The 25,392-nt window shown below is 69.6% G+C and carries 19 protein-coding genes; 5 read left to right on the forward strand and 14 right to left on the reverse strand.

Translation table 11 applies throughout. From position 1 onward, the window contains the following. Positions 1-56: 56 nt before the first annotated feature. Positions 57-1,097: a LacI family DNA-binding transcriptional regulator gene (locus tag AB5J53_RS02125; protein WP_369243941.1), complete on the reverse strand. Its 1,041-nt coding sequence runs from the start codon at positions 1,095-1,097 to the stop codon at positions 57-59. Positions 1,098-1,472: 375 nt separating this feature from the next. Between AB5J53_RS02125 and AB5J53_RS02130 the strand changes: the two genes are divergently transcribed. Then, positions 1,473-3,272 (forward strand): coagulation factor 5/8 type domain-containing protein, encoded by a 1,800-nt coding sequence (locus tag AB5J53_RS02130; protein WP_369243942.1) that lies wholly within the window; start codon positions 1,473-1,475, stop codon positions 3,270-3,272. Positions 3,273-3,294: 22 nt separating this feature from the next. Here AB5J53_RS02130 and AB5J53_RS02135 read toward each other — a convergent pair whose 3' ends face one another. The 7 genes from AB5J53_RS02135 to AB5J53_RS02165 form a co-directional block, all read right to left on the reverse strand. Beyond that, positions 3,295-4,554 carry an SGNH/GDSL hydrolase family protein gene (locus AB5J53_RS02135; RefSeq protein WP_369243943.1) on the reverse strand — a complete coding sequence of 420 codons (1,260 nt, stop codon included), beginning with the start codon at positions 4,552-4,554 and terminating at the stop codon, positions 3,295-3,297. Beyond that, a complete protein-coding gene (locus AB5J53_RS02140; RefSeq protein ID WP_369243944.1) occupies positions 4,551-6,968 on the reverse strand; it encodes a glycoside hydrolase N-terminal domain-containing protein in 2,418 nt (805 codons plus the stop codon). The genes AB5J53_RS02135 and AB5J53_RS02140 overlap by 4 nt, the downstream gene beginning before the upstream one ends. A gap of 163 nt (positions 6,969-7,131) precedes the next feature. Next, positions 7,132-8,979, reverse strand: a complete 1,848-nt coding sequence (locus tag AB5J53_RS02145) for a carbohydrate-binding protein (RefSeq protein ID WP_369243945.1) — start codon at positions 8,977-8,979, stop codon at positions 7,132-7,134. A 78-nt stretch (positions 8,980-9,057) separates the two neighbouring features. Further along, positions 9,058-9,942, reverse strand: coding sequence for a carbohydrate ABC transporter permease (locus AB5J53_RS02150; RefSeq protein WP_369251996.1), 885 nt, complete (start codon positions 9,940-9,942; stop codon positions 9,058-9,060). Between the two features lie 29 nt (positions 9,943-9,971). Then, positions 9,972-10,892 carry a carbohydrate ABC transporter permease gene (locus AB5J53_RS02155; protein ID WP_369243946.1) on the reverse strand — a complete coding sequence of 307 codons (921 nt, stop codon included), beginning with the start codon at positions 10,890-10,892 and terminating at the stop codon, positions 9,972-9,974. Positions 10,893-10,918: 26 nt separating this feature from the next. Then, positions 10,919-12,232, reverse strand: coding sequence for an ABC transporter substrate-binding protein (locus AB5J53_RS02160; RefSeq protein WP_369243947.1), 1,314 nt, complete (start codon positions 12,230-12,232; stop codon positions 10,919-10,921). A gap of 18 nt (positions 12,233-12,250) precedes the next feature. After that, entirely contained in the window at positions 12,251-13,429 is a 1,179-nt protein-coding gene (locus AB5J53_RS02165) for an ROK family protein (RefSeq protein WP_369243948.1), read from the reverse strand. A gap of 178 nt (positions 13,430-13,607) precedes the next feature. Here AB5J53_RS02165 and AB5J53_RS02170 point away from each other — a divergent pair, with 178 nt between their 5' ends. Next, the gene (locus tag AB5J53_RS02170) at positions 13,608-15,722 is read left to right on the forward strand and encodes an alpha-galactosidase (protein ID WP_369251998.1); all 2,115 of its coding nucleotides are present in this window, start codon (positions 13,608-13,610) and stop codon (positions 15,720-15,722) included. A gap of 167 nt (positions 15,723-15,889) precedes the next feature. Here AB5J53_RS02170 and AB5J53_RS02175 read toward each other — a convergent pair whose 3' ends face one another. The 4 genes from AB5J53_RS02175 to AB5J53_RS02190 all read right to left on the reverse strand — a co-directional run bounded on the left by AB5J53_RS02175 (position 15,890) and on the right by AB5J53_RS02190 (position 20,522). Further along, positions 15,890-16,519 (reverse strand): hypothetical protein, encoded by a 630-nt coding sequence (locus tag AB5J53_RS02175; RefSeq protein WP_369243949.1) that lies wholly within the window; start codon positions 16,517-16,519, stop codon positions 15,890-15,892. A gap of 90 nt (positions 16,520-16,609) precedes the next feature. Beyond that, a complete protein-coding gene (locus AB5J53_RS02180; protein ID WP_369243950.1) occupies positions 16,610-18,460 on the reverse strand; it encodes a GMC family oxidoreductase N-terminal domain-containing protein in 1,851 nt (616 codons plus the stop codon). Beyond that, entirely contained in the window at positions 18,457-19,839 is a 1,383-nt protein-coding gene (locus AB5J53_RS02185) for a hypothetical protein (RefSeq protein ID WP_369243951.1), read from the reverse strand. The genes AB5J53_RS02180 and AB5J53_RS02185 overlap by 4 nt, the downstream gene beginning before the upstream one ends. After that, the gene (locus AB5J53_RS02190; RefSeq protein WP_369243952.1) at positions 19,836-20,522 is read right to left on the reverse strand and encodes a FadR/GntR family transcriptional regulator; all 687 of its coding nucleotides are present in this window, start codon (positions 20,520-20,522) and stop codon (positions 19,836-19,838) included. The genes AB5J53_RS02185 and AB5J53_RS02190 overlap by 4 nt, the downstream gene beginning before the upstream one ends. A gap of 254 nt (positions 20,523-20,776) precedes the next feature. Between AB5J53_RS02190 and AB5J53_RS02195 the strand changes: the two genes are divergently transcribed. Then, entirely contained in the window at positions 20,777-21,973 is a 1,197-nt protein-coding gene (locus AB5J53_RS02195) for a glycoside hydrolase family 64 protein (RefSeq protein WP_369243953.1), read from the forward strand. Positions 21,974-22,010: 37 nt separating this feature from the next. Here the strand turns inward: AB5J53_RS02195 and AB5J53_RS02200 are convergent, their stop codons facing one another. Together AB5J53_RS02200 and AB5J53_RS02205 are read right to left on the reverse strand one after the other, a co-directional pair. Continuing rightward, the gene (locus AB5J53_RS02200) at positions 22,011-23,138 is read right to left on the reverse strand and encodes a sulfite oxidase (RefSeq protein ID WP_369243954.1); all 1,128 of its coding nucleotides are present in this window, start codon (positions 23,136-23,138) and stop codon (positions 22,011-22,013) included. A gap of 33 nt (positions 23,139-23,171) precedes the next feature. After that, positions 23,172-23,831: a TetR/AcrR family transcriptional regulator gene (locus AB5J53_RS02205; protein ID WP_369243955.1), complete on the reverse strand. Its 660-nt coding sequence runs from the start codon at positions 23,829-23,831 to the stop codon at positions 23,172-23,174. Positions 23,832-23,947: 116 nt separating this feature from the next. Here AB5J53_RS02205 and AB5J53_RS02210 point away from each other — a divergent pair, with 116 nt between their 5' ends. Both AB5J53_RS02210 and AB5J53_RS02215 read left to right on the forward strand, forming a co-directional pair. Next, positions 23,948-24,511 (forward strand): NAD(P)H-dependent oxidoreductase, encoded by a 564-nt coding sequence (locus AB5J53_RS02210; protein ID WP_369243956.1) that lies wholly within the window; start codon positions 23,948-23,950, stop codon positions 24,509-24,511. Between the two features lie 137 nt (positions 24,512-24,648). Then, positions 24,649-25,326 carry an AIM24 family protein gene (locus tag AB5J53_RS02215; RefSeq protein WP_369243957.1) on the forward strand — a complete coding sequence of 226 codons (678 nt, stop codon included), beginning with the start codon at positions 24,649-24,651 and terminating at the stop codon, positions 25,324-25,326. Positions 25,327-25,392: the final 66 nt, after the last annotated feature.

Consider the following 25,392-nt stretch of genomic DNA (forward strand, 5'->3'; position numbering starts at 1 on the left):
GACCGGTCCAGTGTCGGTCACCCTCGCCCTCGACTCGCGCAGGGGTGGGGCGTGGCCTAGGCCGACTCTCGCACCACGAGCTCGGGATCGAAGATCACCGAGGTGGGCTCGGTGCGCGCGCCCCGGAGGTGCTCGTCGAGGAGTCGGGCCATCACCGAGGCCATCTCCTCGACCGGCTGCCGCACCGTGGTCAGCGGCGGACGGCAGGCCGTCGCGGCGCTGGAGTCGTCGAAGCCGATGACCGCGACATCGTCCGGCACCCGTCTGCCGCGCTCCCGCAGTATCTGGCACGCCCCCTGGGCCATCAGGTCGTTGGCCGCGAACACCCCGTCCACGCCGGGGTGTTCGGCCAGCAGCCCGGACATCGCGGCCATGCCGCTGTCGAGCGTGAAACCGCCCTCGGCGACCGGTACGTACGGATGTCCCCTGCGCGCCATCGTGTCGCGGAACCCGGCGAGCCGGTCCTGGCTGGCCGAAACGCCCAGCGGCCCTGTCACGGTGACGATGTGCCGGCACCCACGGTCCAGCAGATGGTCGGCGGCCAGGCGGGCGCCGTCCCGATGGGCCAGGTCGACATAGCTGAGCGGCACCGGCCGTGACGGCCGGGCGAAGAGCACCGCGGGCAGACCGGCGTCGGCGAGCAGCGCCGGCAGCGGATCATCGGCGTGGGTGGAGACGACGAGCGCACCGTCCGCGCTGCCCTGCCGCAGATCGTTCAGCACCTGCTGTCGCGCCTGTGCGGAGTCGGCGAACATCAGCAGCGGATGCATGGACCGGGGACGCAAGTAGTCCACCACCCCGGTGACGACCCGTCCGAAGAACGGGTCCGCGAACACCCTTGCCGTGAAGGCGTTCCGCTCCTCGCCGGACACGTCACCCGCGCCGGAGACGATCAGCGCGACCGTCTCGGTCCGCCGTGTCACCAGTGACCTGGCAGCCCGGTTGGGAGCGTAACCGGTGCGTTCGACCGCTTGGCGCACCGCGTCCTGAATGGCGGGATCGACGGTGGGGACGCCGTTGATGACCCGGGACACGGTGGCACGTGAGACGCCGGCCTCCCGTGCGACATCCTCCAGCGTGGGGGCCCGTCCGTTCATGCCCGCAGCCTATCGGCCGGCGCTGCGACGTCATAGAGCGCTCTCTCGCAGCACCCGCGGCACCCCGGCACGAGACGGCATCGGAGGTCACGACGCCGCTGCGCAGGGCGAGTCGAGGGACCGCATCGTGGATCCGCTCGCCGCCTTGCGAGCATCTCTTGAACACAATCATCCATGGCCCGGCAGGCTCGACAGGGTCCAGACATCAACGAACTAGCGCAAATTATCTGCTAGTTGGCGGTTCAGTGGGCAACAATCTGCGGGACTCCTGCGACAACTCTTGACGCTGTGTTCACGCGGATGAAGCATGCATCGGCAAGAGAGCGCTCCCCGCACCTCCCACCGTTCACTTTCTGAACCAGGAGAGTCGCCCCCATGCCTCACATCCCCACGGATTCCTCGGACTCCGGCCGGTCCCCGCTGGCCCGACGGTCCGTTCTCGGAGCGATGGCCGCCACCGCGGCCGCGCCCGCGCTGCTCGGTCTGTCCTCGCCGGCGTCCGCCGCACCCGTCGTGCGCCCCCGAGCCCTGCCGGGCGGCGGCGATCTCGGCCCGAACGTCATCGTCTTCGACCCCTCGACCTCCGGCATCCAGGCCAAGCTGGACGAGGTCTTCAGACAGCAGGAGTCGGCCCAGTTCGGTACCGGCCGCTACGCGCTGCTGTTCAAGCCCGGCACGTACAACGGACTCAATGCCCAACTCGGCTTCTACACCTCGATCGCGGGACTCGGCCTGTCCCCGGACGACACGACGATCAACGGCGATGTGACCGTCGACGCGGGCTGGTTCAACGGCAACGCCACCCAGAACTTCTGGCGTTCCGCGGAGAACCTCGCCCTCACCCCGGTCAGCGGCACCAACCGGTGGGCGGTCGCACAGGCCGCCCCCTTCCGCCGGATGCACGTCAAGGGCGGCCTCAACCTCTCCCCCACCGGCTACGGCTGGGCCAGCGGCGGCTACATCGCCGACAGCCGCATCGACGGCTCGGTCGGACCGTACTCGCAGCAGCAGTGGTACACCCGCGACAGCTCCGTGGGCGGCTGGGTCAACGCCGTCTGGAACATGGTCTTCTCCGGCGTCCAGGGCGCTCCCGCGCAATCCTTCCCGAACCCGCCCTACACCACCCTCGACACCACACCGGTGTCCCGGGAGAAGCCGTTCCTCTACCTCAACGGCGGCGAGTACCGGGTCTTCCTGCCCGAGCGGCGCACCAACGCGCGCGGCACCACCTGGGGCGGCGGAACCCCGCGCGGCTCGTCGCTGCCGCTCACCCAGTTCTACGTGGCCAAGCCCGGCGTCACCGCCGCCACCCTGAACGCCGCGCTCACGCAGGGCCTCCATCTGCTGCTGACCCCGGGGATCTACCACCTCGACCAGCCGATCCAGGTCAACCGCGCGGGCACCGTGGTCCTGGGCCTCGGCTACGCCACCCTGATCCCGGACAACGGCGTCACCGCGCTCAAGACCGCCGACGTCGACGGAGTGCGACTCGCGGGATTCCTCATCGACGCGGGACCGGTGAACTCCTCGACACTGCTGGAGGTGGGCCCCACCGGGGCCTCGGCGAACCACTCCGCCAACCCGACCACCATTCAGGACGTCTTCATCCGGATCGGCGGCGCGGGCGCCGGCAAGGCCACCACCAGCATGGTCATCAACAGCCGCCACACGATCATCGACCACACCTGGGTCTGGCGAGCCGACCACGGCACCGGAGTCGGCTGGGAGACCAACCGGGCCGACTACGGCATCCGGGTCAACGGCGACGACGTCCTGGCCACCGGTCTGTTCGTCGAGCACTTCAACAAGTACGACGTCCAGTGGCACGGCCAGCGCGGCCGCACCATCTTCTTCCAGAACGAGAAGGCGTACGACGCGCCGAACCAGGCCGCCATCCAGAACGGCGCCGTCAAGGGGTACGCGGCCTACAAGGTCGCCGACTCCGTGACCACGCACGAGGGGTGGGGCCTGGGCAGCTACTGCTACTACAACGTCGATCCGACGATCGTCCAGCACAACGGGTTCGCCGCGCCGAACACTGCGGGCGTGAAGTTCCACGACCTGCTCGTCGTCTCGCTCGGCGGCCAGGGACAGTACGAGCACGTCGTCAACGAGACAGGGGCACCGACTTCGGGCACCTCGACGGTGCCGTCCACGGTGGTCTCCTACCCCTGACCGCCCCGCGCGGAGCCTGTCGTCAGCAGGACGTCAGGCTCGCGAGGTCCACCGCGTCGGCCATCGCCTGCATCCCCTTGTCGTTGGGGTGCAGGTGATCGCCGCCGTCGAAGAACGGCAGGATCAGCTGCGGGTCGTACGGATTACGCGTGATCCTGTCGAAGTCCGTCACGGCGTCGAGCGCGCCGCTGTTCCTGATCCAGTCGTTGACGCCTTGGCGCACGGCCTCGGCGGCGGCGTCGTACTCGGACCAGCCCTTGAACGGCATGACTGTCGCGCCGACGACACACTTGCCCGCCGCGTGCGCCCGGTCGATGATCTGCCGATAGCCGGCGATCATGTCGTCCACCGTGACGCCGCTGTGGGCCTTGATGTCGTTGATGCCTTCGAAGAGGAAGACCGTGCGGACCCCGGGCTGGGACAGGACGTCACGCTGCAGCCTGTTCAGCGCGGCCTGCCCGGCGCCGTCCGCGAGCACCTTGTTGCCGGAGATGCCCTCGTTCGCCACGCCCTTCACGGTGATGTCGGACGCGGCCTGGAGCCGGCGGGAGAGATAGTCGGGCCAGCGGCGGTTCCCGTCCGTGGTCGAGGCCCATCCGTCGGTGATGGAGTCACCGAGGGTCACCACCGAGCCGACCGCCGTGGGCGTCTCCACGTCGACGGCGTCCAGCCAGTACCAGGAACCCATGGGATCGGTCCAGTTGGCCGCGCCCTCCTCGGCGGCGTGGTCGCCCGCTGTTGCGTAGTTGGTCTGCATGGCCATGCCGTGACCGGTCGTCGGTCCCTGGGCGCCCGTCACGTACAGGCTGATGACCAGATCGCTCTGGGCGGCGAGCTTTCCGGGCAGCGGATCGCTGAGCACGATCTCGCCGGCCGGGACGGTGATGGACGTGGCCCCGCCGAAGGACAGCTGCCTGTTGGAGCCGTGGACCAGCTCCGCACCCTGCTGCTGCAGCCCGGCGTACGCGCTCGCGAAGGTCACCGGGTGGTCGCCGAAGGCGTTGGAGAGCCGGATACGCATGTTCGTGCCGCCGACGCTGGTGCGCACGATCAGCCGGTAGCTGCGGTCGGCGGGCCCGGCGCCCTGTCGGTCGGCACTGGCGCCCCAAGTGACCACGGGGTGTTTGCCCTTCGCGACGGCCGGGGCCGTCGCCGTGCCCGCCGAGGCCGGCGACTGAGTCTGCGCCTGCGCCGCCGACGAGGCGGTCAGGGGTCCGCAGACCGCCAGGATCAGCGCCGATACGACACCCACCGCGCGGCGTCGGTACCTGACGGCGCTCATCCGAGACCCCGCAGGGTGACGGACTCACCGGGCTTGAGGCTGATCTTCCGCGAGGCACCATTGGCAACGACGGTCGTGGCGCTGCCGCCGACGCTCTTCAGCGTCGCCCGGGTGACCTTGCCGTTCTTCCAGCCGATGTCGGCGACGAAGCCGCCGCGCAGGCCCACGCCGGACACCGAGCCGGACGCCGCCCAGGCCGCGGGCAGCGCGGGCAGCAGCTCGATGTGTCCGGGCCGCGAGTAGACCAGCATCTCGACGATCGCGGCCGGAGTGCCGAAGTTCGCGTCGATCTGGAAGATGCCGCGGCCCGACTCCACCTCGTAGATGTCGAAGAGGTTCATCGCGCTGCCGTTGCTGCCGTTGTCCGAAGGCCTCAGGTTGTTGACGACCAGCTGGTACGCCTTCTCCGCGTTCTTCAGCCGCGCCCAGCACAGGCTGCGCCAGGCATTGGCCCAGCCGAAGCTGTTCATGCCGCGTGCGGTGAGGAGGGCGGTCGCGCCGTCGAGGATGTCCTTCGGTGTGGAGTCGTCCGGACGGATCCGGTCGCCGGGAAAGAGCCCGATGAGCGGGGAGAGATGGCGGTGGGTGGTCTCGCCGAGGTTGTCGGGCGACATCCACTCCTCCAGCCAGCCGGTCTTGGGGCTGACCACGGGCAGGTACAGGCGCCCGCGGAGACCGTCGATGGTCTTGCTGTAGGCGGCGTCCTTGGCGAGCACCTCGGTCGCGGTGCGGTAGTTGCCGAAGAGGTTCCACACCAGTTCCTGGGCGTATGTGATGCCCTTGGCGTCGAGCGGGCCCTGCTCGGGCGACCAGTCGCTGTCGGCGACCAGGACCTCGCGCGAGGCCCCGGACGCGTCGGTGACGGTAGTGGTGATCAGGCGGGCCTCCCAGAACTCCACGGCGCCCTTGAGGAGGGGGTAGACCTTCTTCAGGTAGGCGCGGTCCTGCGTGTACTCGTAGTGCTCGAACAGGCTCTGGCAGAGCCAGGCGTTGCCCGCAGGATGCCACCACCAGCCGCCCCCGCCATAGGGGTTGGTGGAGATGGCCACGGTCCAGCCGGCGATCTTGCCGCTGGAGTTGCGGTATCTGTTGGTGGAGTCGTTGAACAGCCGCTGGGTGACGTCCGTCCAGGAGGGCAGCTGCGCGAGACAGTAGTCCGTGAAGGCGTCGAAGCAGTCGGACAGGCCCGTCCGGTCGGCCATCCAGTAGTTCATCTGGATGTTGATGTCGGTGTGGTAGTCGGCCATCCAGTCCGGGTCGTTGCCGTCCAGCCACGGGCCCTGGAGGCCCATCGGCAGGCTGCCACGCGATCCGGAGATCATGAGATAGCGGCCGAACTGCAGGTAGGCGGCTTCGAGTTCCGGGTCGGGGACATCGTCCCGATGCCGCGCCTGCACCCGCTCCCAGGTGTCCAGTTCGCGCTGCGCTGCGGACGACGTACCGAGGTTGATGTCCAGCTGCCCGAACACGGCACGGAAGTCGGCGACATGGGTGTGCAGCAGGGTGCTCGCCGAATGACCGGCCGCGTTCAGGACCTTGGTCCTGGCGAGGCGCTCCGGGACGACGGTCGGGTCGCGGAACTTCGCGGCCGCGTCGGGTGCGTAGTTGGTGCCGCCGCTGAGGACGATGGTGAGGTCCTTGCAGCCGCTGAAGGCGATCGTCGTGCCGTCGACGCGGACCCTGCCGGTGGTGCTGTAGGCGGTGACGGCGGCGCCGTACGTGAGGCCATTGGCGAAGGTGCCGCCGAACGACGCGTACCGTCCCGCGCTGTTGGCGGTGGTGGACTCGCCGTGGGTGCCGGCGAGGGAGACGGTGCCGGTGTAGGAGCCGCCGCCCTGCTGGGAGAAGTACAGGACGATGGCGTCGTCGGGGCGGCTGGCGAAGATCTGCCGCCGGTAGGTGACGCCCGAGAAGTCGTACGAGGTGCTGACCAGGCCCTGGGCCAGGTCGAGGGTGCGACGGTAGTTGTTGACGTTGCCCAGGTCGTGGTCGGGGAGGGCGACGGTGAGCTTGGCGAGGAGCGTAAGGGAGCCGAAGTCTTCGCGGCCGTAGGGGAATTGGCCGTCGCTCTGCAGCTTGTCGTTGAGACCGCCGGTCCACAGGGTGGCGTCGGTGATCATCAGCAGTTCGCTGGAGGGGTCGTTGCTCGCGAGCGCCCCGAGGCGCCCGTTTCCGAGCGGCAGTCCCTGCTCGATCATCGAGTGGGAGGAGCCGGGAGCCTGCCACCACAGCTGGTTCTTCGCGGCGTCGGCCGCGGACAGCATGGGCGACTCGGTGGGGCGCAGGGGGGCCGCGGAGGCGGTGAAGGCGGGCAGACCGCCGAGTGCGGTGGCCGCGCCGGCAGCGGCGGCGAGGGCGAGGAAGCCTCTGCGGCTGGTTTTGTGATCGCGTTGTTCGGTGTGCTGGATGTCCACTGTCGTGCACTCCATATCCGGGAACGGCTCGTGCGGGGGCAGCTCGTGAGAGAACGGTTCGTGAGGGAACGACGGCCGCGGGCCGTCAAGGTGGGTCGGCGCCCGCGGGGCCCGGGTCGTGTCACCGGGCCCCGTGGGAGCAGGTCGGCCTGACCGAGATAGCTCAGTCGGACTGCGGGACGGCGATCCTGTCGATGTCGGGTGCGTATCCGCTGCCGCTGTCGAAGGTGATGGTGTTGGTGCCCGCCTTCAGTGCCAGCTGGACGCTGACGGTCTCGGCCGTGCTCCAGTCGCCGGTGGAGGGGAACTTCTCGCTGGTGCCGTTACCGCTGTTGGAGAAGACCGTCACCGAGCGGGGGTCGCCGCTGACGTAGGCGACCTTGACGGTGTAGATCCCGTCCTTCTTCACCGTGACGTCGTTGAACCGCAGCTTGCCACCGGAGTAGAGGTTGCCGACCTTCTTGGCGCCGGAGCAGTCGTCGCAGCCGGCGACGGAGGCGTTGCCCGACAGGGTGTTGGCCGCGTCCTCGGCCTCGTAGCTCGTGGTCGCCAGCGTGCTGCCGCCGGGCTTGATCGTGAACAGCCGTGAGCCGTGGGCGGGCAGCGCCTCGGTGATCTTGTTCTTGTAGGTCCCGAGGTTCGCCTTGTTCCACAGGTCGCGCACGGAGGCGTTGCCGGTGAAGCCGAAGGAGGCCCAGTGCGCGGTGACGGAGGCGGGCGAGTCGCCGAGGTTGAACAGGGCGACGGTGTAGCTGCCGTCGGCGTTCTTGGTGCCCCAGACCTGCTGGTCGCCGACCGGGGTGACCGGACGCGCGACGGGCGAGTCGTTCTGGTCGACGGCGATGACCTCCTTGTTGGTGAGCAGGGAGACGCCGTAGCCGTCCAGCTTGGTGATGTCGTCACCGGTGAACAGGGGCGACTTGTTGATGGCCCACAGGGTCATGTAGCTCTGCCGCTCGGCCTTGGTGAGGCCGTCCATCTCGCCGTTGCCGACATCGATGGCGTCGAGGTCGTTCCAGCCTCCCGGGCCTGCCTTGCTGCTCCACGCGGGGGCGTCGTCCCAGCGGTCGTTGACCGAGTTCTCCCAAGTGACAAGGGTGTTGCAGTAGCACTCGACATCGGTGTCGATGCGCCAGCCGTTGGAGTACTTCTTCCAGTCGGCGGCGTGGCCGATGTCCAGCGACCAGGAGAGTTCGAGGTGGATCGGGCGACCGGCGGTGGCGATGGCCTTCTGCCAGGCGGCGACGTCGGGGACGTTGTCGTAGTTGTCACCGGACTTGAACGAGCCCGGGCCCACCCCGTCCAGCTTGAGGAAGTCGTAGCCCCAGTCGGCGAACTGCTGCGCCTGAGAGTCGATGTACTTCTGCGCACAGGGGTTGTCGAAGTCGATCTTGTAGGCGTTGTCCCAGCCGTTGGTGGTGCGCAGGTCCGAGTAGACGATGTCGGCGGTGGTGCAGCCGGGGGCGTTCCAGATCGGCGTCTTGCCGTCGCCGTACGCCCCCTTCTCCAGGCCGACGGGCAGGTAGATGCCGGCCTTGAGGCCCTTGGAGTGGATGTGGTCGGCGACCGACTTCATGCCGTGGGGGAAGCGGACCGGGTCGGGCGTCTGCCGGCCGTACTGGTCGAAGCCGGTCTTCCAGTTCTTGTCCATCCACCAGCCGGCGTCGATGTTGACATGGTCGTAGCCGTACTTCTTCAGCTTGGCGGCGAGGGCGTCCGTCTGCTTCAGGACGTTCGCCTCGGTGAGGTAGCTGTAGTCGCCGTCCGGGTTGAGGCCCGGGTACTTCGACGACTGCATGCTCCAACTCGACCAGCCCATGTACGGCTTGGCGGCGATCGAAGCGGCGGTGGTGGTGTCGGCCTGAACGGCCGGGGCGTTGGTGTCGGCCTGGGCGGCCGGCACGGCCGTCGCGACGCCCGCGGTGAGGGCGAGGACAAGCACTGTTCTTATGGAGCGGCGGCCGGAGCGCGGGACGGCTCCGGGCATGGCGAAATACGAGGATGACCGCATGGGTCGGACCTCCTGGGACGGTGTCAGCGGGGGTGGTGAAGACGCGGGGGGCGGCTCGTGCTCCGGTGTTCTGTCGGCTCAGCCCTTGCCCGAGCCGATGGTGAGTCCGCTGATGAACTGGCGCTGGAGCGCGAAGTACACCAGCAGCGTGGGGATCGCGGTCATCAAGGCACCGGCCGCGATGAGGTTGGGATTGGTGAAGTACGCACCCTGCAGGTTGGCCAGGGCGGAGGTGATCGGGCGCTTGTCGCCGCTCTCGATCAACGCGAGCGGCCAGAAGAAGTCGTTGTAGATCCAGATCGATTCGAGCGTCGCGAGGGCGGCGAACGCCGGGCGGCACAGCGGCAGGATGATCTGGAAGAACTGCCGCCAGACGGGAGCGCCGTCGACGAGCGCGGCCTCGGAGATCTCCTTGGGGATCGTCTTCATGTAGTTGCTGAGGACGAAGGTGCAGAAGCCGGACTGGTAGGCGATGTGGATCGCGATGATGCCCCAGGCCGAGTTGTAGAGGAGGAGCGAGTCGCTCATCCACTGCGGCAGCGGGACGAGGAGGTAGAGCCGGTACAGGGGGGTGATGAGGACCTGTGCCGGGAGCAGGTTGCCCGCGGTGAAGAGCATCAGCAGGACGATGTTCCAGCGGAAGTCGAAGCGGGAGACGAAGAAGGCGACGGCTGCCGAGAACAACAGTGTGCCGAGGACCGAAGGGACGGTGATGAGAACGGAGTTCCAGAAGAAGTGCGGCATCCCGGACTGGTTCCAGGCGTCCGTGAAGTTGCCGAGGCTCAGACTGCGCGGCCAGGAGAGATAGCCGTGCTTGGCCGTGTCCGAGTAGGGGCGCAGCGAGGTGTACACGGCCCACAGGAGCGGGACGAGCCAGAGCAGGGCGATGCCCGCGAGCATCAGATGGCGGCCGGTCTGGCGCCGGGGCGCCGAAGTGGTCTTCCGCGTCTGGGACTCACGCACCCGGGAGGTGGGCCGCGTCACCGTCGTGGTCACTGGTCCTCCTTGCGGAAGGTCTGGACGAGGAAGGTCCCGATGGCGGCCAGGGAGACCAGGAGCAGGACGACCGCGAGGGCGGAGCCGTAACCGATGTGACTGGACTCGCCGATGATGTTGTCGGTGATGAGGAGGGACAGCAGCTCCATGCCGGGCTTGCTGCCGACGCCGCCGCCGAGGACGTACACGATGTCGAAGGCCCGCAGGGACTCCATGACCGTGACGACGAGGATGATGATGTTGACCGGTTTCAGGGCCGGGAAGACCACGCGCAGGAACGTCTGGCGGCCGTTGGCGCCGTCGAGCGCGGCGGCTTCCTTCAGCGCCGGGTCGAAGCCCTTCAGCCCTGCCAGGTAGAGGATCATGATGTAGCCGGTGTGCCGCCAGCCGGAGGCGATCAGGACGGCCCACAGGTTGAGGTCGGGGTTGCCGAGCCAGTCGATGTGGTGGCCCGAGCCGGCCGCGTTCAGGATGCCGTTGAGGAGTCCGGTGTCCGGGTTGTAGATGATCTCCCAGATGAAGCCGACGACGGCCAGGGAGAGCACCATCGGCAGGAAGATCGCGGTCTGGTAGATCCTCGTGAAGCGGATCTTCCGGTCGAGCTGGTAGGCGAGGAAGATGCCGAACGGCGTGGGCAGCAGGGCCGTGAACAGCAGCCAGATCACGTTGTGCCGCACCGCGGGCCAGAACGGCGGGTAGTTGGTGAAGATCTCCTTGTAGTTGTCCAGGCCGATCCAGTGGATGTCGGCCAGCTCGATGCCGTCCCAGGTGGTGAAGGACAGCCCCAGGGAGGCCAGTGCGGGCAGCCAGACGAAGAAGAGCAGGGCGGCGAGCGGGATGCCGATGATGACGGTGAGGAAGATCCGGTCGCCGGGACCGAGACGGCGAGGGCGAGTCCGGGGCGTGGCGGAGGACACGGTGGGTGCGACCTTTCCGGTCCTGGTCAGGCAGTGAAGAAACGCGAGCGCTGGGACTCGATCTTCTTCAGCGTGCCGGAGCCGTCGTCGGGGTGGCCGAGCCATTCGGTCAGGCCCGGCAGGACGACGGTGGAGATGAAGCCGGGGTCGCTGTCGCGGTCCGCGAACTGACTGATGTGCTTCGCGGAGGCGATGAGGTCGGCGGACTTCTTCTGGAGTGCGTTGTACGAGTCCGTCTTGGCCTGTTCGTTGACGGCGAGGTTGCTCGGGTCGACGCCCATGTACAGCTCTTCGGCCTGGGCGCCGCCGAGGAACTCGAGGAGCTTCTTGGCGCCGTCCTCGTTCTTGGGCCTGCGGCTGAGCATGAAGCCGTCGGTCGGTGCCTCGACGGCGTCCTGTCCGTGGGTGGCGTCGATCTCGGGGAAGGGGAAGAAGTCGATGTCGGCGCGTATCTTCTCGTCGGTGATCTGCTGGCCGAGGAAGAGCCCGATGACGGCCATGCCGGACTTCTTGTCGAGCAGGGACTGGGCGGCGTCCTGCCAGGAACGGCCGCCGGCGCTCGGCTGGTAGTAGGGGGTCAGCTCACGCCACAGGTCGAGGACGGCGACGGTGCGCTTGTCGGTCCAGGAGACCTTGCCGCGCATCAGGGACATGTGGAAGTCGTAGCCGTTGGCCCTGAGGTCGAGGTAGTCGAAGGCGCCGAGGATGCTCCAGCTGTCGCCGCCGCCGTATCCGGAGGCGATCGGGGCGAGGCCGTCCTTCTTCATGCGCTTGGCGAGCGCGATGAACTCGCCCCACTTCTGCGGGACTTGGTAGCCGCGCTCCTTGAACAGGCTCTTTCGGTAGAACACGGCCCACGGGTAGTTGTACAGCGGCACGAAGTAGTACTTGCCGTCCTCGCCGCGCGAGAGCTGCTTGGTGGCGTCGCTGAAGCCGGCGCCGATCTTGTCCCACACGTCGTCGAGGGGGCTGCAGAGCTGCTTCTTGGCGAAGTACTGCATGCGGTAGCCCGCGAACCAGGTGAAGACGTCGTCCGGGGTGCCCTGAAGGTAGGTGGAGATGCTCTTCTGGAAGGTGTCGTGGTCGACGGTGTTCGTCTTCACCTTCAGCCCGCTGTCCTTGGCGAATGCCTCGGTCACTGCGGCGTAGGCCTTCTTGGGGGTGGCGTCGGCGCCGTTGGATCCGAAGGTCACCGTCTTCGGGTCGGCGCCCGCCCCACTGCCGCAGGCGCTCAGGACGGGTGCCCCCAGTGCGGCCGCACCGAGTCCGAACAGCCCACCGACCACTCCGCGCCGACCCGGGCCACGCGCAGCCAGGTGATGGCGGCTCTGCTGCGTCATCGTTACTCCTCGTGCGTGCTAGTACGTGTCTGATCTGATGAAGGACTGGATCGCGGTGGCCGCGGCCCCGCGCGCCCACTCCTCGAAGGGCAGCGGGCGGGTCTGCACGTCGCACCGCGCGGCCGATCCGAAGGCGGCCGCGGCGAACGCGTCGCGGATCTGCTCGGCGAAGAGGTCGTAGGCGGCCAGGCCCTCGCCCGAGATGATCACCCGCTCGGGGCCGAGCAGGTTGGCCACGGTCGCGATGCCGCGCCCGATCGCCTCCCCCGCCCGCGCGTACACTTCCCGCGCTCCGGGGTCGCCGTCGTGGGCCAGGTCCAAGGCCGCGGCGGCGTCGGCGACTTGGACGCCCGTCACCTCCCGGACCTTGCCGACGATCGCCGAGTCCGCGGCGATCGCCTCGACACAGCCGCGGTTGCCGCAGTGGCAGAGGGGACCGGCCGGGTCGATGGCGACGTGCCCGATCTCGCCGGCCACACCGTGGGCTCCCGACACGACCTGACCGTGCACCACCAGGCCGCAGCCGATGCCCGCGCCGACGGTCACCACCGCGAAGTCGGACAGTCCCACTCCGGCGCCGAACCACTGCTCGGCGACGGTCAGGGCCCTGACGTCGTTGTCGACGGTGACCGGCAACCCTGTGGTCATCGCGGCCAGTTCGGCGAGCGGGACGTCGCGCCACTCCAGAAAGGGCGAGTAGCGCACCACTCCGGCCGCACGGTCCACGTCGCCGGACACCGCGATGCCCAGCCCCTGGACCCGCACCCCGAAGCCGTCGGCCTCGGTCAGCAGTTCCTGGACGAGCGCCGCGGTCGAGGCCAGCACCGCTGTGGGGTCGTGGGTGGTGAGCGGCACGTGCCGGGCGACCCTGATGCGGCAGCAAAGGTCCGTGAGTACGGCGATCAGTTCGTCGCCCGTCATCTTGACGCCGATGAACAGCGCCCTGCCTCCGTCGACCAGCACCGGGTTGGCGGGGCGCCCGAGGGAGGGCTGCCGCGCGTCCTCGGCGACATCCTCCAGGAGGTAACCGGCCTCGATCAGCGGCCTGACCGCCTTGGTGACCGCCGCCGCCGACAGCCGCGTCCGTGCGGCTATCTCCGATCGCGTGAGCGGGCCGTGCGACAGCACGGTGGTGAAGATCTGGGAAGCGGCCGGCGTGTGAGCCGGGAACGCCTCGGTACGAGAGGTCGAGCGCATGGCCGGAACCTAAGTCCCTTATTTTCTGCTGTCAATGAAAGAAACAGGATTATCTTGAGGACCCCCTCTGATGGGCATGCAGCCTGCAAATGGCAGATACACGCGAGGTGTTGACATGTGATCGAAGGTCGCGGTTGGCTTTCGAACATCTCGTGGCACTACCGGAACGTGAGGACCCCTGTCGATGATCTCCTTCGCCCCGGACACCGGGGTCTGGCTGCTGGCCACACCGCACACGTCGTACGCGCTGCGCGTCGACGAGACCGGCGCGCCCTGCCACCTCGCCTGGGGCCCACGCCTGACGCTCGCGGAAGCCGAGGAACTCGCCGTGCCGCGGCCCGCCTCGACCAGCAGCTTCGAGGGAAGACCTCCTGTCGGGGAGGAACTTCCCGTGGACGGCGGGACGCGCTACGGGCCGCCGTCGCTACAAGTCCGGTTCGCGGACGGTTCCCGCGCCTTCGAGTGGCAGCCGACCGGCCATCGTGTCGACGAAGGCGAGCTGGAACTGGCGTTCCGCGACCGCCGCTACCCTCTGCATGTCGCGCTCCACTACCGCGTACGGGACGACACGGACGTCATCGAGCGCTGGACCGTCGTCCGCAACGCCGGCGATGAGCCCGTCACCCTGCTGCGCACCGACTCGGCCGCGTGGTCCCTCCCTCCGCTACGGGACTATCGGCTCAGCCGTGTCACCGGACAGTGGTCCGCCGAGAGCCAGCTGCGGCGAGGCCAACTCCCCTACGGCGAGACCGTGTTGACGAGCCGCCGTGGGATCACCAGTCATCACGCGAACCCTTGGGTGATGCTGGACTCGGGCGAGGCGACGGAGGAGCACGGCCGGGTGTGGAGCGCCGCCCTCGCCTGGAGCGGAAGTTGGCGGATCACCGTCCAGCGGACTCCGGACGGGCGGGCGGGATTCACCGGAGGCGTGGGCCACGACGGTACGAGCGTGCCGCTCTCGCCGGGCGAGGAGTTCACCTCTCCCCCGTTCGCGGGCCTGTGCAGCGACGGCGGCTTCGGTGCGGCCAGTCGTGCCTGGCACGCGTACACCCTGGCCCATGTCCTGCCGCATCCGGACGAGTTCGCGCCGGTGCTCTACAACTCCTGGGAGGCGACGGGCTTCGACGTCGACGAGGTCGGCCAGAAGGCGCTCGCCGAACGCGCGGCGGAGCTCGGGGTCGAGCTGTACGTCGTCGACGACGGCTGGTTCGGGGCGCGCCGCAGCGACCGGGCCGGACTCGGCGACTGGACGCCCGCCCCCGACCGCTTCCCCGAGGGGCTGGCACCGCTGGTCGAGGCGGTGCACCGGCTCGGGATGGGCTTCGGCCTGTGGGTGGAACCCGAGATGGTGAACCCGGACAGCGACCTCTACCGCCAACACCCTGACTGGGTCGTGCACTTCCCGGGCCGCCCCCGCTCCGAGCTCCGCAACCAGCTCGTCCTCAACTTCGCCCGCCGCGACGTCGCCGACTGGGCCTACGGCTGGCTGACCCGGCTGGTCGGCGACCACGGCATCGACTTCCTCAAGTGGGACATGAACCGGGCGTTCAGCGAGGCCGGCTGGCCGGGCCGGCAGGACGGCGCCGACCGTCTCGGACCGCAATACGTGCGCAATCTGTACGACGTCGTCGACCGCCTCCGTGCCGACCACCCGGCGCTGCGGATCGAGTCGTGCAGTGGCGGGGGCGGCCGGGTCGACCTGGGCATCCTGTCCCGTACGGACCAGGCGTGGGCGTCGGACAACACCGATGCCGCCGACCGGATGTGGATCCAGCACGGCTACGGCCAGGTGTATCCCGCGCGCACCATGGGCTCGTGGGTCACGGACGTACCGAACCAGCTCACCGGCCGCACGGTCCCGCTGCGCTTCCGCTTCCATGTGGCGATGGCCGGGGCACTCGGCATCGGGGGCGATCTCACGCGCTGGTCCGAGGAGGAACTGCGGGAGGGAGCCGCTCTGGTGGCCGAGTACAAGAAGGTGCGCCATCTCGTGCAGCACGGCAGGCTGGACCGCCTGTCACCGCCCTGTGATGACGCCGTCTCCGTGGTGCAGTACACGGCCGCGGACGCCTCGGAGACCCTGTTGCTCGCCCACCGGCGCGTCACCCGCCACGGCGCCGCGGATCTCCCGGTCCGCCCGCGGGGTCTGACCCCCGCGGCCCGCTACCGTGACGCCCGCACCGGCGCCGTGCACCGTGCCGGCGTGCTCGGCGAGTACGGGTTCCACCTCGACCTGCCGCAGGGCGACTGGGCGAGCACGGCGGTGCACCTGGTGCGCGAGCCGGAGGCCTGACGCCGGTCAAGCCCCTGCGCCCGCTCGGCATGGAGCGCTTCCACCGCGCCCCGTGTGTCCCCGATCGTCGTGTGGTCGACGGCGACAGGACCGACTTCACGGCGCGGCTCCTGTCGTCGGCGACCGCCCAGAGGGCTGGGGCACGGTCGCGCGGACCGGTGACGGCGTCAGTAGCGCTGCGCCTTTGTCAGCCGGGGGGTCAGCACGGGTTCGGCGGGCTGCCTGCTGATGGCGATGGGCTGGGCCCGCGCCCCCGGGTCGAGGTTCTCCGCTCCGACGAACCTGGTCTCCACGACCTTGCCGTCGGGATTCTTGAAGTCGATCTGCACGGCGTACGAAGCCTTGTGGTCGGTCTTGTTGGTGATGGTGACGAGGACGGCGAGCAGCCCGCCGGTCTCCGACCTGGGCAGGCCGGTCATGGCGACGTCGGACAGCGCGTTGCCGCTGCCCTTCAGGTCCTTCAGCTTCTTCTCCGCGGCCGCGGAGGCGCGTGCCGTGTCGGCCGAGACCGACGCCTCGAACGCCGACGCAGCGGCGGAGGCGGACGAGGCCGCCGCCGACGCCGAGGCCCGCGCGGAGCCGATGATCGAGGAGGCGGCCGAGGACATGGCGGACGGCGGCGTGCCGGTGAAGTTGGACGCGTTCGGCGCGGTCGGGCGCGGGCTGAAGGTGGAGGCGCCACTTCCGTTGCCGCTGTCCGTGCTGCAGGAGGCCAGCACGGACCCGCACGCCAACGCGGCCAGGAGAACGGCGATCCGGCGTGATCGGCCTCGGCCGTCGGGAATGCGTGTGCTCATGAGGGCTCGTCCTCTTCCTGGCGTACGGGACTCTCCTCATGCTCCGCGCCGGTCCCGGGGTACGCGAACGGCGCGAAGCATCTGAGTGACTCAGCGTGCCGCCGGGCCGCCCTCCCTTTCGAGGCAGGTCTCCGCGATCGCCAGGGCGGCCGCCATGATGCTCAGCTGCGGGTTGACCTCGGGGCAGCTGGGCAGCACCGAGCCGTCCACGACCAGGACTCCCCGGACGCCGCGCAGCCTGCCCTCCGGGTCGGTCGGCGCCCGCTCGGCATCGGCGCCCGCGGCAGCCGTGCCGGTCGGGTGGAACGCCGAGAGGTGCAGGTTGCGGGCGTTCACCGAGGTGAGCTGTGCGTCGAGCTCGTCGAGCGAGCGGGCCCGCGGTGAGAACGGGACGCCGGTGAGGACCTCCTCGGCTCCCGCCGCGAACAGCAGCCTGCCCATGGCGCGTACGGCCGTCATCAGCCGGTTGCCGTCACGGGGGTCCAGGTCGTAGCGGACGAGGGTGCGCTCCCGGCCCTGGACCCGACCGGAGGGGCGGTCGGCGATCATGGCGCCGAGGGTCGCCAGGTGGTCCATGTCCTCCAGTTCGCGCCGCAGCTCGCGGCCCAGGCCGGGGAGGACGAAACTGCCCAAGCCGGGCGGGCTCGCGGTCGCCTCGATGAGGACGCCGCGGGCGTGCAGTTCCTCGACGCCGACGCTCTGCAGCACGCCCTGCCAGGCGGTGACCGGCTCGGCAAAGCGTCCCGCGACACTTGTGGCCGGGTGCACGCTGAGGTTGCGGCCCAGGCGTGGATGTCCGCCGAGGCCCGAGCGGCGCAGCAGGGGCGGTGACTGCAGCGCTCCGGCCGCCGTCACGACGAGCGGGGCGAGGATCTCCAGTTCGCTGCCGTCCGGCCGCCGCACCTGTACTCCGGCTGCGCGCGGCGCTCCCGGTGCGTCGTGGTCCAGCAGGATGCGGCGGACCCGCGCGCCCGTGACGATCCGGGCTCCCGCGGCGCACGCGTCCGGCAGGACGGAGAGCTGCACGCTCTGCTTGGCGCCGGTGGGGCAGCCGACCACGCACTGGCACGAGCCCTTGCATCCGGGCGCGTTGCGGCGCAGCGGTCGGGCCCGCCAGCCGAGCCGGTCGGCCCCCGCGAGGGCGAGCAGACCGTTGTTGCCCAGCACGTCGAGCGGCTGGGTGGCCACGCGCAGGGTGCGCTCGATCTCGTCGAGCAGGGGCCCGAAGCCCTCGGCGAGCCCGAACCCGTACTCCTGGCTCCATCGGGCCAGCACATGGTCCGGAGTCCGGTAGCACGTACCGGAGTTGACCACGGTGGTGCCGCCGACCGCGCGGCCGACCGGCAGCAGGAGCGGCGGGTTGCCCACGGCCACCGTGGCGCCGCCGTCCCGGTACAGCTCGGTGAATCTGTCGAGCGGCGCCCGGCGGCCGAAGGAAGCCGTCGAGTGGTGTTCGCCCTCCTCCAGGACGACCACGTCGAGTCCGGCGAGCGCGAACGTCCGGGCGGCCACGGCACCGCCCGCGCCGGATCCGACGACCACCACGTCGGCGGTGGAGCGTGTCGGCCACTCCTGGGCCGGAGTGCAGTCGAGCGGCGGGTCCTCGGGTGCCGTCGCGGAAACCGGCGCGGCCGGCATCCTCTCGGTACCCGCCGCGAGCATCACCGGCACCTTGAGCACGTCGAGCAGCGGGACGAGCCGGGGTCGTGCGGCCAGCGAGCCGAGCACGCTCTCGCGTTCGTCGGGGTCGAGTGCTGCCAGGCGTCTGCCGGTGCGCAGGACGGCGTACGTCTCCAGGGCCGCGACCGCGGTGTGCACCCCGGCTCGGGCGGGCCGGGACAGCGCGGCGAGCACTGTGTCGAGCCGGTTCGGCACGCGGGACGGCCAGTCCTCGTCGCCGGCGTCGGCCAGCAGCGCCGCGACGAACCCTTCGGCGGTCACCGCTCGCCCGCCTCGGCGTGCGCGGTGCCGTCCAGGAGCCAGGAGGCCTCCGGGCGCCAACGGCCCCACCAGCGTTCCAGCACGACGTGGGCGTCGGCGGACTCGCTGTTGCGGCACACTGCGCGGGCTCCGTCCGGGTCGCGATACTCCAGGGTGAGGGTCCGCTCGGCGGGCTGGTCTACCTCGACCCGGATGCGGCGCAGTGCCGTCCGGCCGGTCACCGTCCACTTGGGCAGGCCGAACACGGCCCGGAACCGTCCGACGCCCAGCAAGCCGACCGCCGACCGCTCCGCCCGGCGCGGCCAGGTCCGGCCCCCGCGGCGCAGCCGCAGGAAGACCAGCGGAGGAAGCCGCCGCAGGCCCGGCCGGGTGGACACGGCCGCCACGATCTCCAGGACGTCTCCGCCGCCCAGCTCCGCGTGCAGCCAGGTCCACCGGTGCGCGTTACCGTGCCCGTAGATGCGGGCCGAGGCGCCGGGTGCACCGCGCAGGGTCAAGGTCTGTTCACCGTAGGAGAATTCGCCCTCGTACGTGGCCCGCGCGGCCGGGAGCATCTGGGCGGCGGGCAGCAGCGGCCGACGCCACGACCAGCGAGGGAAGGTGAACAACGGTGCCTCTTGGGGGCGTTCGGTGAGCTTCCAGTGGAAGTCACCGGTGTTTCCCCTCAGTTGACCTGGGGTGGCGGTGACGTTGTCCCCCGTGAAGCCGTCCGCGGGCCGGGTCCAGGGGACGGGCCCGAAGCGGGCATGACGCACCGCGCCCCCGCGGGGAAACGCCGCGACCCATCCGTGCGCGAACGGCTCGGATCCGTCGGCGGGTGCGGTCACTTCGTGGTGCAGCCAGAGGCCGGTGCCGCTCTCCGGATCGGTCAGCGTGGTGTACCAGACCTCGGTACGGCCCGGTGCGCCGCTCCAGCGCGGCGCGAAGTGCTCCGCGCCGCTCTCACGGCGCGGGAAGCGGAAGCTGAGGAGGAACGGCGCGAGGCCGGTCGCCAGCGGGAAGCGGAGCACTCCTTCGCCCACCCGCGCGTCACCCTCGTACAGGGTGAACGGCAGGACGGTCATCGACTCGACCGGGCGGCACGCGGTCACGGACTTCCAGCCGTCCAGTGTGAGGCCGCGCCCGTCGGCGGTGAACGCGAGTTGATAACGGATACGGCGTCGAGCGAGCGGTGACACCTCCAACTCGCCCTCGGCGCACGGGGCGTCGGCGAACCCGGCGATCCGCACCCGGCCGGTCAAGCGCGCCACTGTCGTGCGATGCGGGCGCAGTACGGCGTCGGCCTCGGCGCGCAGATCGAGGCGTATGCGGCGCTCCCGTGTCTCGGCGTCGAGCCGGACCGTGCCGAGCATCGTCTCCGTGAACGCGGTGCCCCTCATACGAGACCCTCCAGCATGATGCGCTCGGTGGAGCGCAGATAGGCATCGGCCGCCGCGTGTGCCTGCCGGGCGTCCTGGGCCGTCACCGCCGCCACCACCGGCGCCAGCCGTTCGTAGGCCGCCGCCGGGTCGGTGAAGGGCCCCTTGAGCAGGAAGCGGACGGGCAGATAGGCGTTGAAGAGCGTGTTGGTCAGCAGGACGTAGACGCGGTTGCCGGTGGCCCGGGCGAGTGCCCGGTGCACCTCGACGTCGGCCAGCTGCACGGCGTCGGCGCCGTCGGCCTCCCGTACGGCTTCCAGCAGTGCGAGGAGCTCCCCCCGCTGCTTGCGGGTGGCCCTCGCCGCGGCCCGCTCGGCGATCAACGCGCCGACGCCGCGCCGAACTTCGAAGACCTCGTGGACCCATTTCGCGTCGTGTCGCACGAGCATGGGCAGCAGGTCCGCGCCGCCCAGGCGTGCGTAGTCACGCACCCTGGTCCCGACACCGTGCCGGGTTTCGAGCAGGCCCGCCTGCACGAGTCGGCCGAAGGCGTGCTTGAGCGTGGTGCGGGTGACTCCGTAACCGTCGGCGAGTTGGCGCTCCGGGGGCAGATAACTCCCCGCTGGATGGCGGCCGTCGAGGATGTCCGTGCGCAGCCGGTCCTCCAGGACGTCCACGATGGTCTCGCGGGGCAGTGCCTCCACGGTTCTTCCCTCCGGGCAAGTGGATGAGTGGCTGATCCACTGAACCAGTGGGGCCCTTCGTGGTCAACCCTTCGCCGGAAGGCGGCTGTTGGCGAAAGGGCGGCAGCCGTGACTCGTCAGCGGTCGCCCGTCGGCGACGCGAGCGCAGTTGGACCAGACCAACCCTGTCCGAAGCGTTGACATGTACGCCACCGGGCGCAACTCTGAAATGGCCTTGAGAGCGCTCTCAGCGCGATCCCGGACGGAGGAAGAGGATGCCCAGAAGGATCAGATGGCGGGCGTTAGCGGTGGCCGCGGCCACCCTCGCCGCGGCACTGCTGACGTTCGGGACCCCGTCCCGGGCCGAGGCCGTCGTCCCGGCGACCATCCCGCTGAAGTTCACGAACAACTCCGGCCGCAGCGACCCGGTGTACATCTACGACCTCGGAACGCTGCTGTCGACGGGCCAGCAGGGCTGGGCCGACGCGAACGGCACGTTCCACGCCTGGCCCGCGGGCGGCAATCCGCCGACGCCCGCACCCGACGCGTCGATCGCGGGACCGGGGAACGGGCAGTCCAAGACGATCCGGATCCCCAAGTTCTCGGGACGGATCTACTTCTCCTACGGACAGAAGCTCGACTTCCGGCTGACGACCGGCGGTCTCGTGCAGCCGGCCGTGCAGAACCCGAGCGACCCCAATCGCAACATCCTCTTCAACTGGTCCGAGTACACACTCAATGACTCCGGTCTGTGGATCAACAGCACACAGGTCGATATGTTCTCGGCGCCGTACGCCGTCGGAGTCCAGCTCGCGGACGGCACGACGAAGAACACCGGCCACCTCAAGGCGGGCGGATACAACGGCTTCTTCAACGCCCTTAGGGGTCAGCCCGGCGGCTGGGCCAATCTGATCCAGACCCGGTCCGACGGCACGGTGCTGCGAGCCCTCGCCCCCGGTCACGGCATCGAGGCGGGCGCACTGCCGAGCACGGTCATGGACGACTACGTCAACCGGGTGTGGCAGAAGTACAGTTCGTCGACGCTGACGGTGACGCCGTTCGCCGACCAGCCGAACACGAAGTACTTCGGCCGGGTCTCCGGTGACGTCATGAACTTCACCAACAGCGCCGGAGCCGTCGTCACCAGCTTCCAGAAGCCGGACTCCGACAGCATCTTCGGCTGCTACAAGCGGCTCGACGCGCCCAACGACCTGGTGCGCGGCCCGATTTCACGCACGCTGTGCGCCGGCTTCAACCGCTCCACGCTCCTGGTCAACCCCAACCAGCCGGACACCGGCTCGGCGAACTTCTACCAGGACACGGTGACCAACCAGTACGCGCGCAAGATCCACGCCCAGATGGCCGACGGCAAGGCCTACGCGTTCGCGTTCGACGACGTCGGGAACCACGAGTCGCTCGTCCACGACGGCAATCCGCAACAGGCGTACGTCACGCTGGATCCGTTCAACTGACGGAGAGTTCCGGGCGGCCGGGGCTCCGGCCGCCCGTTCACTTGGCGTCCTCGCAGTCCAGGCACAGTACGGGTACTCGCTGGACGAGGTTGTTCGCGAAGCCGCCCCGATTCCACGGCTGGTCCAGCGGCTGGGTGTGCCCCTCGGCGTCGGTGGCCCGCGCGCTGAGCACATGAGGGCCGGGGGTGGCCGTCCAGGCGAAGCGCCACGGGCGCCAGGCCCAGCGGTGGTCGCCTCCCCCGTCGAGGTCGGCCGCGTACCACGAACGCCCCCCATCCGTGCTGACCTCGACCCCGGTCACCGGCGCACGCCCCGACCAGGCCCGTCCCTCCAGCGCGACGACACCAGGCCGGACCACCCGCGTCCTGGACATGAAGTCCGGGAAGCCGGGCGGTATCAGCAGGGCGCGTGGGGCGATCCGGGTGACCGGTTCGCCCTCGTCGCCGGCGTCCTGCCGAAGCCGATAGGCCACGGCCTGCTGGAATCCCGTGAACGGCGTGTCCGTCACCCTGATCTCGCGCAGCCACTTCACATGCGCCATGCCGTACCAGCCGGGCACCACCAGGCGTACCGGATGTCCGTGCTGCGGGGGCAGCAGGCCGCCGTTCATCTCGTAGGCCACGAGCACCTCGGGCTCGCCGCCCATGGCCACGTCCATCGGGAGGGACCGCTGGTAGTCCTGCTCGACTCCGCGTTCGACCCCGTGATCGGCGCCGGTGAACACCACGTCCACCGCCCCGGGTTCGACCCCGGCCTCGGCGAGCAGCACCCGCAACGGCGTACCGGTCCACTCCGCCGTACCGACCGCTTCCGCCAGCCACGGCTGGCTCACCGGCCGGGGCGTCAACAGAGCCCGCCCATTGCCCGCACACTCCATGGTCACCCGCCGCGTGACAGCGGGATACGCCCTCAGCTCATCCATCCCGAGCACCAGCGGCTGCCGCACCCCGCCCCCGACGACGAGCTGCCACGCCCCCTCTTCCCCATACGGGATGTCGTAGTGCGTCAGCACATAATGCAGTCCCGGCGGCGTCACCTCGTACCGCAGCGCCTCCAACGGCATCCCGTGATTCCGAGCGGCAAGCGCCAGCTCCTCCTGACTGATGCCTTCTTCCGGCCCGGCCAGCCGAGCGGGCGCGCTCACATCATCGAGACGATGGCCCATGCCCGCATTGTCCGCCTCCCCACCGGGGGCACGCTAGGCGGAACCCGCCCCCGTACATCGGTCCACGAGGTCGTGCCAGCCCGACTCCAGACGCTCCAGGGACATGCTCCGCTGGCGGGTCAGGTGGTGGATCAGAGCGGGGTCCAGGTAGCTCATCAAGGTCTGGGCGACGAGTTCGATGTCCGTGCTCGGGGTGGTCTGGCGCAGCAGCATGCAGACGTGCATGAAGCGGACGCGGTACGGGGCGGAGCTGAAGCGGCGGGAGGGGTCGGGCTCGGCGGCGAGGTACAGATCGAGCTGCTCGGAGGCGTTGCGCAGGGCGCGACAGCCGAAGGCGTGCAGCCGCTCCACCGGTGAGGCGCCGGGGCCCATCGGGGGCGGACCGCTGATGAATGCGGTCTGGAACTGCTGCTCGGTGTGGTCGAGGAGTGCCATCAGCAGGCCGGTGCGGTCGCCGAACCGTCGAAAGACGGTCCCCTTGCCCACTGATGCCGCGGTGGCGACGGCCTCCATCGTCACCTTGTCCACTCCGTGCTCCTCCACCAGGCGGGCGGCGGCCTCCAGCAGGCGTGCGCGGTTGCGTGCGGCGTCGGCGCGCAGCTGGGGGGCCGTGCCCGGGGTGGCGAGCTCCGTCAGCACGGGTTCGTCGGACGGTTCCTGTCGCTTCGGAAACGGCGGAAGTGGAGTGGACATGCACCCAGCGTAGCCGCACTCGGGGAAAACTGGACCACGGTCCGGTTTAGTGGTACACATTTAAGCGGACCTCGGTCCGGTTTATTGCGGCAATGTTACAGCTTCGGGAGATCACCATGTCCGTACGTATCCTCGCGCTCGTCGGCAGCCTGCGCGCCGGCTCCCACAACCGTCAGCTCGCCGAGGCGGCCGTCAAGCTCGCCCCGGAGGGCGTCGAGGTCGAGCTGTTCGAGGGCCTGGCCGAGGTCCCCTTCTACAACGAGGACATCGACGTCGAGGGCAGCGTGCCCGCCTCCGCTGCCCGGCTGCGTGAGGCCGCCGGTGCCGCCGACGCCTTCCTCCTCTTCTCGCCCGAGTACAACGGCACGATCCCTGCCGTGCTGAAGAACGCCATCGACTGGCTGTCCCGCCCCTACGGCGCCGGCGCCTTCAGCGGCAAGCCGGTCGCCGTGATCGGCACCGCGTTCGGCCAGTTCGGCGGCGTCTGGGCGCAGGACGAGGCCCGCAAGGCCGTGGGCATCGCCGGTGGCACCGTCCTGGAGGACGTCAAGCTCTCCATCCCCGGCTCCGTGGTCCGCTTCGCCGAGACCCACCCCGTCGACGACGCCGAGGTCGCCGCCCAGCTCACGGAGGTCGTCAGCCGCCTGCACAGCCAGGTCGGCGCGGCCGACGCCGCCTGACAACTGCCGTGAGGGCCGGTCCGGTTCACCCGGGCCGGCCCTTTCGCGTGTCACGAGATCGCCGTCGAATGTCTCAGGTCCGCACGATGGCCTGCACGATCTTGGCGGAACGAAATCCTCCGGGCCAAGATGCCCGCATGAAGGGTGATCTCTTTTCCAGTGACCACATGGTGCAGCCCGCTCTCGCGCCGGGCATGACCATCCAGAACGCCAAGTCCATCAAGTACGCCGTCAACGGCGAGATGTTCGCGCGGCAGGGGGCGATGGTCGCCTACCGGGGGAATCTGCAGTTCGAGCGCAAGGGCCAGGGCGTCGGTGGCATGCTCAAGCGGGCGGTCACCGGTGAGGGACTGCCGCTGATGACCGTCCGCGGGCAGGGCGAGGCCTGGTTCGCGCACGAGGCGCAGAACTGTTTCATCGTCGGCATCGAGCCGGGCGACGTGTTCACCGTCAACGGCCGCAACGTCCTGTGCTTCGACGCCACGTTGTCGTACGAGATAAAGACCGTGAAGGGCGCGGGGATCACCGGCGGCGGCCTCTTCAACAGCGTCTTCACCGGCCACGGCAGCCTCGGACTGATCTGCGAGGGCAACCCGCTGGTCATCCCCGTCTCGCAGCAGCAGCCGGTGTTCGTCGACACGGACGCGGTCGTCGGCTGGACCGCCCACCTGCACACCTCGCTGCACCGCTCGCAGTCGATCGGCTCGATGATCCGCGGCGGTTCCGGTGAGGCCGTGCAGCTGAAGCTGGAGGGCGAGGGGTACGTCGTCGTACGTCCCAGCGAGGTGACGCCGCAGAAGGCGCAGCAGCACTGAGTTCAGCAACGACGAAGGGTGCCCCGCCACACGGCGGGGCACCCCTTTTTCACCTTCGGCACCCGG

Origin of the sequence: Streptomyces sp. R41, assembly GCF_041053055.1 — a bacterium.
Classification (GTDB): domain Bacteria; phylum Actinomycetota; class Actinomycetes; order Streptomycetales; family Streptomycetaceae; genus Streptomyces.